Below are 11,781 nucleotides of genomic sequence, written 5' to 3' on the forward strand. Positions count from 1 at the left end.
CAACCTCTCTTATAGTAAGGGTATGTAAGAGAGACGTATTAAAGGAGTGAACAGTATGAAGAAAAAAACTTCAGCACTAATGAGACGTTTAAAATATTTTTCACCAATAGATCGTTATAACGATAATCATACACAAGAAACATATGAAGATCGCGAATGGGAAAATGTGTACAGAAAGCGTTGGCAGCATGATAAAGTAATTCGTTCTACACACGGCGTGAACTGTACTGGTTCATGTAGCTGGAATATATATGTGAAAGATGGAATTGTGACGTGGGAAGGGCAGGAGCTTAACTATCCAACGACAGGTCCTGATATGCCAGATTTTGAACCGCGAGGATGCCCACGTGGAGCAAGTTTTTCTTGGTACATTTATAGTCCACTTCGTGTGAAATATCCGTATGTACGTGGTGTTCTTTGGAGTATGTGGCAAGAGGAACTACAAAATAACGAGTCACCACTAGATGCTTGGAAAAGTATTGTGGAAAACCCTGAAAAAGCACGTAAGTATAAGCAGGCGCGTGGTAAAGGTGGATTTATTCGTGCGAATTGGGATGAAGTATTACAACTCGTTTCAGCTTCTCTACTTTATACAGTAATTAAATACGGGCCAGATCGAAATGTTGGCTTTTCACCAATTCCAGCTATGTCGATGTTAAGTCATGCTGCTGGTAGTCGTTTTATGCAACTTATGGGTGGGCCGATGCTTAGTTTCTATGATTGGTACGCAGATTTACCACCAGCTTCTCCGCAAATTTGGGGCGATCAAACAGATGTACCAGAAAGTAGTGACTGGTATAACTCTGGTTACATTATGACATGGGGTTCAAATGTACCGATGACGAGAACACCCGATGCTCACTTTTTAGCAGAGGTTCGATATAAAGGAACGAAAGTCGTTTCTGTCAGTCCTGACTTCGCTGAATCTACAAAGTTTGCGGATGATTGGATTAGTGTGAAACAAGGTACAGATGGTGCACTTGCGATGGCAATGGGGCATGTGATCTTACAAGAATTTTACGTAGATAATCAAGTGGAATATTTCACAAAGTATGCGAAGCAATATACTGATTTTCCTTTCTTTGTCACATTGAAACAAAAAGGAGATCAATTCGTTGCTGATCGTTTCTTAAACGCTGCTGATATTGGACGCGAAACGAAGTTAGGAGAATGGAAACCTGTTCTTTGGAACGAGAACACGAATGATTTTGCAACACCTCAAGGCACAATGGGCTCACGTTGGGATAACGAAAAGAAATGGAACTTGCGTTTAGAAGATGAAGAAACAGGTGAAAAGATTGATCCACGTCTTTCTTTATTTGGAATGGAAGAAACGATTGGAACGGTACAAATTCCGTACTTCTCTGATGATGGAAACAAAGTATTAGAACGTACAATTCCAGTGAAAAAGGTTATGACAGAAGAAGGCGAAGTGTTCGTTACAACTGTATACGACTTAACGTTAGCAAATTACGGGGTGAACCGAGGGTTTGGCGGACAAGAGCCGAAAGACTTCAATGATGATGTACCGTTTACACCTGCATGGCAAGAGAAAATGACAGGAGTGAAACGAGAACTAATTATTCAAATCGCTCGTGAGTTCGCACAAAATGCCGCTGATACAAATGGTCGCTCGATGATTATTGTTGGAGCTGGTATTAACCATTGGTTTAATTCTGATACGATTTATCGCGCAGTTTTAAATCTTGTTCTTCTAGTTGGGGCACAAGGAGTAAACGGCGGGGGATGGGCGCATTATGTTGGTCAAGAAAAGTTACGACCTGCAGAAGGATGGCAAACAATCGCGATGGCAAAAGATTGGCAAGGGCCACCAAAATTACAAAATGGTACGTCTTTCTTCTATTTCGTAACAGATCAATGGCGCTATGAAGATACACCTGTTGGACATTTAGCATCACCAATTGAAGGTAACTCACGTTATCAACATCACGGTGATTACAATGTATTAGCAGCACGACTCGGCTGGTTACCTTCTTATCCAACATTCGAGAAAAATGGAATTGAATTATATAAAGAAGCTGTTGCTGCTGGTGCAACAACGCAAGAAGAAATCGGAAAATATGTTGCACAAAAATTAAAAGAAAAAGAACTGAAATTTGCGATTGAAGATCCTGATAATAAAAACAACTTCCCGCGCAACTTATTCGTTTGGCGTGCGAATTTAATTTCAAGTTCTGGTAAAGGGCATGAATATTTCTTAAAACATTTATTAGGTACAACAAACGGATTAATGAATGACGATAGTGATTCATTACGACCAGAAGAAATTAAGTGGCATGAAGAAGCACCAGAAGGGAAGCTTGATTTACTCATTAATTTAGATTTCCGTATGGCTGGAACAGCGCTGTATTCTGATATCGTCTTACCTGCTTCAACTTGGTACGAAAAACATGATTTAAGTAGTACAGATATGCATCCATTTGTGCATCCATTTAATCCAGCAATCGGTTCACCGTGGGAAGCACGCTCTGACTGGGATATTTTCACTTCACTTTCTAAAGCTGTGTCAGATTTAGCGAAGAAAATAGATCTTGAACCAATGAAAGAAGTTGTTGCAACACCACTTCTTCATGATACACCGCAAGAATTAGCGCAACCACTTGGCAAGATTAAAGATTGGAGTAAAGGTGAATGTGAACCAATCCCGGGTAAAACGATGCCACAAATTCATGTTGTTGAAAGGGATTATAAAACGATTTATGACAAAATGACAGCACTTGGACCAAATGCCGGAAAACAACCGATTGGTACGAAAGGGATCTCTTGGTCAGCTGAAAAAGAGTATGAGCAATTAAAGAGCAAATTAGGAGTTGTTCGAACGGATACTATTGCGAAAGGTTGCCCAGACATAAAAGAAGCAATCAATGCTGCTGAAGCGGTATTAACGCTTTCTTCTACAACAAACGGTCATATGGCAGTAAAAGCATGGGAAGCACTTGAAAAACAAACAGATCTAAAATTACGTGATTTAGCAGAAGAACGTGAAGAAGAATGCTTTACATTCGAACAAATTACAGCACAACCGAAAACAGTAATTACTTCTCCGGCCTTTACAGGTTCAGAAAAAGGTGGACGACGTTACTCACCGTTTACAACAAATGTGGAACGTCTTATTCCTTGGAGAACGATAACTGGTCGACAATCTTTCTACTTAGACCATGACATGATGAAAGAATTTGGTGAAACGATGGCAACATTTAAACCAATTCTGCAACATAAACCGTTCCGTAAGTCACGCCCTGAAGTAGAAGGGAAAGAGATTACACTAAACTATTTAACACCGCATAATAAGTGGTCGATTCATAGTATGTATTTCGATTCATTACCGATGTTAACGCTGTTTAGAGGTGGTCCAACTGTTTGGATGAATAAAGAGGACGCTGCAGAAGCTGGCGTTGCTGATAATGATTGGATCGAGTGCTTTAACCGTAACGGTGTTGTCGTAGCGCGTGCTGTTGTAACGCACCGTATACCGAGGGGAATGGCATTTATGCACCATGCGCAAGATCGCCACATTAACGTGCCTGGTACGAAATTAACAAGCACCCGTAGGGGAACGCATAATAGTCCAACCCGTATCCATGTTAAACCAACACATATGATTGGTGGATATGGCCAATTAAGCTATGGATTTAACTATTATGGTCCGACTGGGAACCAGCGTGATTTAAATGTTGTAATCCGTAAACTGAAGGAGGTAGATTGGCTTGAAGATTAAAGCGCAAGTCGGAATGGTAATGAACCTAGATAAATGCATCGGCTGTCATACTTGTAGCGTAACGTGCAAAAACACCTGGACAAATCGTCCAGGTGCGGAATATATGTACTTCAATAACGTAGAAACGAAGCCCGGAATTGGTTATCCGAAACAATGGGAAGATCAGGAGAAATATAAAGGCGGCTGGGAATTGAAAAATGGTGAAATTCAGCTGAAATCTGGTTCGAAAATGAAACGTCTTATGAACATTTTCCACAATCCAGATCAACCAACAATTGATGATTACTTTGAACCTTGGAATTATGATTATGAAACATTAACAAATAGCCCGCAGCGTAAGCATCAACCAGTTGCTCGTCCGAAATCAGCAATTACAGGCGAATTTATCGACAAAATTGAATGGGGTCCGAACTGGGAAGATGATTTAGCTGGTGGACATATAACAGGATTACAAGATCCGAACGTAAAGAAAATGGAAGAAGAAATTAAAACAGATTTTGAAAACGTCTTTATGATGTATTTACCACGCATATGTGAACATTGTATGAATCCGTCTTGCGTATCATCTTGTCCATCTGGTGCGATGTATAAACGTGAAGAAGACGGCATTGTTCTTGTAGATCAAAATGCATGTCGTGCTTGGAGGTTCTGCGTATCATCTTGTCCATATAAAAAAGTGTATTTTAACTGGCAAACGAATAAAGCTGAAAAATGTACAATGTGTTTCCCACGTATTGAGGCTGGTATGCCAACAATTTGTTCAGAAACATGTGTGGGACGTATCAGGTATATTGGGGTAATGCTATATGACGCTGATAAAGTAAAAGAAGCAGCTTCTGTTGAAGACGAAAAAGATTTATATGAATCTCAGCTTACTGTTTTCCTAGATCCAAATGATCCAGAAATAGCAGCTGAAGCGAAAAAACAAGGCATTCCTGAAGAATGGATTAAAGCAGCACAACAGTCACCGATCTATAAAATGATTATCGATTGGAAAGTTGCTCTGCCTCTTCATCCAGAGTATCGTACAATGCCGATGGTTTGGTATATTCCGCCGCTTAGCCCAATTATGAATATGGTGGAAGGGAAAGGCAGTAACTGGCAAGCAGAAGAGATTTTCCCTGCTATCGATAATATGCGTATTCCAATTCAATATTTAGCGAATTTACTCACTGCAGGAGATGAATCACACATTCGTCTTACATTGAAGAAAATGGCTGTTATGCGAACGCATATGAGAGCGCTGCAAATTAATAAAGAGCCAAATGAAGCTGTATTAAAAGAACTTGGTTTAACAAAACAGGATGTAGAAGATATGTATCGTCTTCTTGCTATTGCGAAATATAAAGATCGTTTTGTTATCCCGACGTCTCACCGAGAACAAGTTGCAGATTTATATAGTGAACAAGGAAGCTGTGGTTTATCATTCGCAGGTGGCCCAGGCTCTTGTATGACAATTTCTTAAATAAAGGGGGCAGCAAATTATGAAACAAAGTTTACGAACTGCTTTTTCTTGTTCTTCATTCCTTCTCTCCTACCCGGAACTCGGGTGGAGGGAAGCTTTAACTGAATTACTAGAAGAGATGGAAGCGATTGAACAGGACGATGTTAAAGCTTCACTTACAACATTTATAAAACAAGCGCTACATAAAACGAACGATAAACTTATTGATGGTTACGTATATACATTTGATTTTGGTAAAAAGACGAATATGTATTTAACGTATATGAACACTGGTGAACAAAGAGAAAGAGGGATTGAATTACTAGAGTTAAAGCAGCATTATAAAAAATCGGGTTTTGAAGTAACAGATAAAGAACTACCTGATTATTTACCGCTATTACTCGAGTTTTTTGCAAATGCAAATGAGCAAGACAGTGAACCAATTATGAGTAAATACAAGGAGAATATACAAGCATTACACGTTCAGTTAAAAGAAGCAGGTAGTATGTATGAACCAATTCTTGCGGCTGTTCTACTCGCTATCGAAGCATGGGATGTACAGACAAATTAGAAAGGAGAGTTGTTAAAATGATGAATCAATTTCTATGGGTATTGTTTCCCTATATCATTTTTGTAATCTTTATCGGTGGACATATTTTTAGATACAACTATGATCAATTTGGATGGACATCAAAATCTAGTGAACTATTAGAAAAGAAAATGCTCCGAATCGGAAGTCTATTATTCCACTTTGGGATTATGTTCGTAATTGGCGGTCATGTTATGGGGATATTAATTCCAGAAGCTGTATACCGTTCGATAGGTATTTCTGAGCATACGTATCACATAATGGCAATTAGTTTCGGGCTTCCGGCAGGTGTTGCTTCTATCATCGGTTTAATTATATTAACGTACCGCCGCGTAACTGTAAAACGTATCATTGCAACGAGCACAAAGGGAGATTATATTGCGCTTATTTTATTACTTATCGTAATGTTAGCAGGACTTTCTTCAACATTTTTAAATATCGATTCAAAAGGATTTGATTATCGTACAACAATTGGCCCTTGGTTCCGAAGTCTCTTTATTTTCCAACCGAAAGTTGAATATATGACGGAAGTACCAGTATGGTTTAAAATTCATATTCTTGCAGGGATGGGTTTATTCGCAGTGTGGCCATTTACAAGACTAGTACATGTATTTAGTGCCCCAATTAAATATGTAAGCCGTAGTTATGTAATTTACAGAAGACGTATTCCTAATGAGTTGAAAAAATAATACTGCTGTAAACGGATAGGAGTTAGCAGCTAAAACGAAACGAGGTCTCATATGGCAGGCCTCGTTTTTGTTTACATAGGAAATAATCGTTAATAAGTAGTTTAAATTGAAAAAAGATTAGCATCTAAATAAGATGCTAATCAATGCTACAAACAGAAGCAGAGCAATCTTCACAAGCAATTTCACATTTTAAAAATTGTAAATCGTGGATTGTAATCTTTCCTTTATGAATCGAAATTGTACCTTGCTTTTTTAATTCATTTAACATTCGATTTACACTTTCACGTGAAGTTGCACAGAAATTAGCAAGTTCTTGATTTGTTAATGGTAAATCGATGAGAATCCCATTTTCTTTTAATACACCGTAACTATTTGTCATTCGTATAAGAGTAGAGTACAGGGCACCTTTTTTGCCGTGTAATACTAAATCTCGGAACTTCGTTTGCATTCTTCTTAAATGTTCACTAATCCATTTCATAAATTCAAATACAAGTGCTGGTTTTTGGAGTAATGCTTTTTCTAACGCTTCACGCTTTATAACTCCTACTTCAACATCTTCAAGGCATTTTGAATTTAATAAGTATTTCGCATTGTCCGTGAATAATGTTAGTTCTCCAATAATGTCATATTCCGAACAAATTCGAAGTGTCAATTCTTGTCCGTCAGCACTTAATTTACTAATTTGTACTTTTCCTGAGTGGATGATATAGAGCTCTGTTGCCTCCATACCTTCTTGAAAAATAAAACTACCTTTTTTAATTTGCATTTTATATTCAACAGATGCAAGTAATTCTTTTAAATCTTGAGATAATGTCATACTGTTTGCCACAGTGATCACCTTTCTTCTTATAAGCAATACATTTCCTATTTTGAGTGTAAGTATGATGAAAATGCAAGAGCTATTTTAAAAATAAATTGAAATTTCAATGACCGTAAGGGGAAGAAATCTTCAGTTTTTAGTTTGAAAAATTCAATAGACAAAGTGGATGAGATTAAAGATGTGAACAAAATTCGAACGGATTTGTGAAGAATTTTTGAATGGGGAAAGTAATGTGAGAAAAGTCACATTGAATATGTAGCTTCTTTTTTATAATGAAGGCAAATAAAAAAATTGAAAGCTTACTAAGGATTGCAGCAGAAAAGAAGGGATATAGATGCATGAGAACATGAAAGATTCTTTAGAACGGCCACTTCAAGATTTACGTATTTCAGTTATTGATCGTTGTAATTTTAGGTGTACATACTGTATGCCTGCTGAAGTGTTCGGACCTGATTACGCTTTTTTAAAGGAAGAGCTTTTATTAACGTTCGATGAAATAGAAAGATTAGCGAGATTATTTATAAGTATGGGAGTCAATAAAATTAGGCTTATTGGCGGTGAACCTTTATTGCGTAAAGACTTACCGACGTTAATTGCAAGACTTGCAAAGCTAGAAGGCTTAAAAGATATTGGACTCACAACAAACGGTATTCATTTAGCAAAACAAGCAAAGGCGTTAAAAGAAGCGGGATTAAAACGTGTAAATATTAGTTTAGATGCGATAGAGGATTATGTCTTCAAAAAAATTAATGGACGAAATGTAAGCACAAAACCTGTATTAAAAGGAATTGAAGAAGCGAAGAACGCAGGGTTAGAAGTAAAGGTAAATATGGTCGTAAAAAAAGGAATGAATGATAGTCAAATTCTTCATATGGCTCGTTACTTTAAAGAACAAGAAATTCAGCTCCGTTTTATAGAGTTTATGGATGTGGGCAGTACAAACGGCTGGAACTTTGAACAAGTTATTACGAAGGAACAATTAATAGAGAAGATTAATCGTGTATATCCGATTGAGCCTGTTAAACCTCGTTACTTTGGAGAGGTTGCGAAAATGTATCGATATGTAGGGAGCGATGCAGAAGTTGGATTTATTACTTCTGTTTCTGAGTCATTTTGTTCTTCTTGTACGAGAGCCCGTATTTCGGCAGACGGTAAGTTTTTTACATGTTTATTTGGAACAAAAGGAACGGATTTGCGAACGCTTCTTCGAGAAAATATTTCTGACGCCTCATTATTAAAAATTTTACAACATACATGGCGATATAGAACAGATCGATATTCAGATGAAAGAACAGTTGAAAGTACAAGTAAACGTCCAAAAGTTGAAATGTCTTACATTGGTGGATAGTGAAAGGCGGAGTTCTTATGCAAGAGCGTTATGCAAGACAAGTATTGTTTTCTAGAATTGGTGAAATGGGACAAAGAAAAATAAGAGAAAAGCATGTGCTCCTAATCGGTGCGGGTGCACTAGGAGCTGCAAATGCAGAAGCTCTTGTTAGAATGGGAATTGGGAAATTGACAATTGCTGACCGTGACTACGTCGAATGGAGTAATTTACAACGGCAACAGTTATATACAGAAGAAGATGCACAGCAGTGCAAACCGAAAGCAATTGCAGCGGCAGAGCATTTAAGAAAGATTAATTCTGAAGTGGAAATTGTACCAGTAGTATCGGATGTCACACTGCAAGAAATAAAAGAGTTAACAAAAGAAGTGGATCTCATATTAGATGCGACTGACAATTTTGATACGCGCCTACTTATAAATGACATTTCACAAAAAGAAAATATACCTTGGATATACGGTGGATGTATTGGAAGTTACGGTGTAACGTATACAATTCTTCCAGGGAAAACACCATGTTTTCGCTGCTTAATGGATCATCCTATGGGCAGTGCAACATGCGATACAGCAGGAATCATTCAACCAGCTGTACAAATGGTCGTTGCTCATCAAGTAACAGAGGCGATGAAAATATTGGTGGATGATTTCGAGGCGCTAAGAGGAACAATGTTATCATTTGATATTTGGAACAATCAATATCTCTCATTAAAAGTAAATAGACAGAAGAAAAATACATGTCCATCTTGTGGAAATACACGCACGTACCCAAGTTTAACATTTGAAGCACAGATGAAAATGGAAGTGCTATGCGGACGGAATACGGTTCAAATCCGTTCAGGGGTAAAACGTGTTCTTCATTTAGAGGAAGTTCAAAAACGATTACAAAAAAGTGTACTTGTCCAAAAAACGCCTTACTTACTATCATTTCTAATTGATGAATATCGTTTCGTTTTATTTACAGACGGTAGGGCATTTATTCATGGAACAAATGATGTGAAAATAGCAAAACGTTTATACGCAAAATATATAGGATGAACAGAAAGAGAGTTGTCCCTTATTAAAACGAGGTGAAAAAGAATGTTAGAAAAACGTATACCAATTCCAGTGGCAGAAGCAGTTGCACGTGTAATGGAATATGCTTACCAAGGTGAAATAGAAAAGGTTTCTTTTATAGAAAGCTACGGTAGAACACTTGGAGAAGATGTTATTGCAGATCATGATGTCCCGCATTTCAATCGTTCTCCATACGACGGATTTGCGATTCGAGCAGAAGACACAAAAGAAGCAAGTAGCAGTAATCCCATTCTGTTTGAAGTGATTGGTGAAATTGGAGCAGGTTTTGTTTTTACAGAAGATGTGAAAGCATTTCAAGCTGTCCGTATTATGACAGGTGCGGCAATTCCTGCGGGGTGTAATGCAGTAGTTATGTTAGAGCTAACGGAAGGATTTGAAGAAAACGAAAAGACTTATATGAAATTGAAACGCTCCTTTGTTGCTGGGGATAACATTTCTTTTAAAGGAGAAGATGTAAAACAAAATAGCATTCTGGTGAAAAAAGGGACTGTTATTAATCCTGGAGTTGCAGCACTTCTTGCTACGTTTGGTTATAGTACGGTATATGTTGTAAAACAGCCAGTCATTGGAATTGTAACGACAGGAAGTGAACTGCTCGAAGTACATGAACAATTAAAGCCAGGGAAGATTCGAAATAGTAACTCTTATATGATAGCTGCGCAAATTGAACGAGCGGGCGGAGTTGTACGGTATTATGGACAATTCGTTGACGATTTTGAGACGTGTTATAACACTGTAAAAAAAGCGATAAAAGAAGTTGATATATTAATTACAACTGGTGGCGTTTCAGTAGGAGACTATGATTATTTACCGGCTATTTATGAGAGATTACAAGCTAATGTACTTTTTAACAAAATAGCGATGCGACCAGGAAGTGTGACAACTGTAGCTGAGTTAGAGGGAAAACTATTATTTGGTCTATCTGGTAATCCTTCTGCTTGTTATGTCGGATGTGAATTGTATGTTCGACCTGTCATTGGAACATACTTGCATAGGAAAGATCCGCACATATATCGTGCAGAGGCAATTTTACAGAAAGACATTTCGAAAGCAAATCCGTTTACTCGTTTTGTAAGAGGGAGAGTAGAAATTGTAGATGGGCAATTGCAAGTTACACCAGTCGGTTTAGATAAATCTAGCGCAATTTCTTCAATTGCAGAAGCGAATGCATTTATCGTTCTGCCGGGAGGAACGAGAGGATTTGAAACAGGAATAACCGTTTCGGTACTGTTATTAGAATCGAACGTCGGAAGTGAGTGGCCGTGGGAAGAGCCGCTTCGATCATACAAGTAATAGAAAAAGAGATTGCTAACTTATATAAGGATCAGAGGTGCAAGATGACACATACGTATTATGAAGTAATTGATACACCTATTTCAATTGAAGAAGTTACAAACAAAGTAATTCGTCGTGAGTGTGGTGCGGTTACTACTTTTATTGGTACTGTTAGAGAATTTACGAAAGGTCGACGTACACTTTGTTTAGAGTATGTAGCTTATAAGACAATGGCGGAGAACCAGCTTGAGAGAATTGGCACTGAAGTAGGAGAGAAGTGGCCAGGGACATATGTCGCTATTACACATCGCATTGGTACATTACAAATTTCTGATCTTGCTGTTGTTGTCGCTGTTTCTACACCACACCGGAAAGCTGCATATGAGGCGAACGAATATATTATGGAGCGTATTAAACAAATTGTTCCAATTTGGAAGAAAGAGTTTTGGGAAGATGGTGAGTCATGGATAGGTGATCAGTTAGAGAAGGTAACATATGCAAATGGTGAGCCTGGAAAGGAGAGGAGTATATGATTGAAGTACTATTATTTGCACATTTACAAGAAGAAGTAAGTAAGCCGGCATTACACATAGATTGTGAAAATATTACAGTTGCGAAGCTGAAGGAAGTTCTGATTAAGGAATATAATGTAGCAATTTCAAACGAAATTATGGTCGCGATAAATGAAGAGTATGCAAATGAGGATGACATCATTCAAGTTGGCGATGTCGTAGCAATGATTCCGCCAGTAAGTGGTGGTTGATTCTTTTCAGCCTAATCATGTTAGGACGTGATTAGGCTGGAGAG

General features: G+C 38.0%; 10 protein-coding genes. 9 read left to right on the forward strand and 1 reads right to left on the reverse strand.

Translation table 11 applies throughout. From position 1 onward, the window contains the following. Positions 1–55 precede the first annotated feature (55 nt). The 4 genes from ACQRBL_RS10235 to narI are packed head-to-tail and all read left to right on the forward strand — an operon-like array spanning position 56 to position 6,461. On the forward strand, positions 56–3,739 hold the full coding sequence (locus ACQRBL_RS10235) for a nitrate reductase subunit alpha (protein ID WP_411996365.1): 3,684 nt from the start codon (positions 56–58) through the stop codon (positions 3,737–3,739). Then, a complete protein-coding gene (gene narH, locus ACQRBL_RS10240; protein WP_065483369.1) occupies positions 3,729–5,204 on the forward strand; it encodes a nitrate reductase subunit beta in 1,476 nt (491 codons plus the stop codon). Before ACQRBL_RS10235 ends, narH begins: the two co-directional genes overlap by 11 nt. A gap of 19 nt (positions 5,205–5,223) precedes the next feature. Next, positions 5,224–5,754 (forward strand): nitrate reductase molybdenum cofactor assembly chaperone, encoded by a 531-nt coding sequence (gene narJ, locus ACQRBL_RS10245; RefSeq protein ID WP_023521778.1) that lies wholly within the window; start codon positions 5,224–5,226, stop codon positions 5,752–5,754. A 17-nt stretch (positions 5,755–5,771) separates the two neighbouring features. After that, positions 5,772–6,461, forward strand: a complete 690-nt coding sequence (narI, locus tag ACQRBL_RS10250) for a respiratory nitrate reductase subunit gamma (RefSeq protein ID WP_023521779.1) — start codon at positions 5,772–5,774, stop codon at positions 6,459–6,461. Between the two features lie 136 nt (positions 6,462–6,597). On the opposite strand, the gene ACQRBL_RS10255 is transcribed toward narI, so the two are convergent. After that, positions 6,598–7,290 (reverse strand): Crp/Fnr family transcriptional regulator, encoded by a 693-nt coding sequence (locus ACQRBL_RS10255; RefSeq protein WP_000013866.1) that lies wholly within the window; start codon positions 7,288–7,290, stop codon positions 6,598–6,600. 325 nt (positions 7,291–7,615) lie between these two features. Between ACQRBL_RS10255 and moaA the strand changes: the two genes are divergently transcribed. From moaA to moaD, 5 genes are read left to right on the forward strand one after another with little or no spacing between them, the layout of a single operon-like run. After that, positions 7,616–8,629: a GTP 3',8-cyclase MoaA gene (moaA, locus tag ACQRBL_RS10260; protein ID WP_411996364.1), complete on the forward strand. Its 1,014-nt coding sequence runs from the start codon at positions 7,616–7,618 to the stop codon at positions 8,627–8,629. Positions 8,630–8,646: 17 nt separating this feature from the next. Continuing rightward, positions 8,647–9,660, forward strand: a complete 1,014-nt coding sequence (locus tag ACQRBL_RS10265; protein ID WP_001158064.1) for a molybdopterin-synthase adenylyltransferase MoeB — start codon at positions 8,647–8,649, stop codon at positions 9,658–9,660. A 42-nt stretch (positions 9,661–9,702) separates the two neighbouring features. After that, the gene (locus ACQRBL_RS10270) at positions 9,703–10,992 is read left to right on the forward strand and encodes a molybdopterin molybdotransferase MoeA (RefSeq protein WP_023521782.1); all 1,290 of its coding nucleotides are present in this window, start codon (positions 9,703–9,705) and stop codon (positions 10,990–10,992) included. A 44-nt stretch (positions 10,993–11,036) separates the two neighbouring features. Further along, positions 11,037–11,507, forward strand: a complete 471-nt coding sequence (locus ACQRBL_RS10275; RefSeq protein WP_000149965.1) for a molybdenum cofactor biosynthesis protein MoaE — start codon at positions 11,037–11,039, stop codon at positions 11,505–11,507. Then, complete coding sequence (gene moaD / locus ACQRBL_RS10280; protein ID WP_000573676.1) at positions 11,504–11,737, forward strand: molybdopterin converting factor subunit 1; 234 nt, start codon at positions 11,504–11,506, stop codon at positions 11,735–11,737. The genes ACQRBL_RS10275 and moaD overlap by 4 nt, the downstream gene beginning before the upstream one ends. Positions 11,738–11,781: the final 44 nt, after the last annotated feature.

The sequence above is a fragment of the Bacillus sp. AF62 genome, assembly GCF_050312695.1.
Taxonomy (GTDB): Bacteria; Bacillota; Bacilli; order Bacillales; family Bacillaceae_G; genus Bacillus_A; species Bacillus_A cereus.

Excerpts from the sequence above, each read along its gene's own strand:
- ACQRBL_RS10235 (WP_411996365.1), top strand. The coding sequence starts at position 56 with ATGAAGAAAAAAACTTCAGCACTAATGAGACGTTTAAAATATTTTTCA.
- moaA (WP_411996364.1), top strand. The coding sequence starts at position 7,616 with ATGCATGAGAACATGAAAGATTCTTTAGAACGGCCACTTCAAGATTTA.
- ACQRBL_RS10270 (WP_023521782.1), top strand. The coding sequence starts at position 9,703 with ATGTTAGAAAAACGTATACCAATTCCAGTGGCAGAAGCAGTTGCACGT.
- narI (WP_023521779.1), top strand. The coding sequence starts at position 5,772 with ATGATGAATCAATTTCTATGGGTATTGTTTCCCTATATCATTTTTGTA.
- moaD (WP_000573676.1), top strand. The coding sequence starts at position 11,504 with ATGATTGAAGTACTATTATTTGCACATTTACAAGAAGAAGTAAGTAAG.
- ACQRBL_RS10265 (WP_001158064.1), top strand. The coding sequence starts at position 8,647 with ATGCAAGAGCGTTATGCAAGACAAGTATTGTTTTCTAGAATTGGTGAA.
- narJ (WP_023521778.1), top strand. The coding sequence starts at position 5,224 with ATGAAACAAAGTTTACGAACTGCTTTTTCTTGTTCTTCATTCCTTCTC.
- ACQRBL_RS10275 (WP_000149965.1), top strand. The coding sequence starts at position 11,037 with ATGACACATACGTATTATGAAGTAATTGATACACCTATTTCAATTGAA.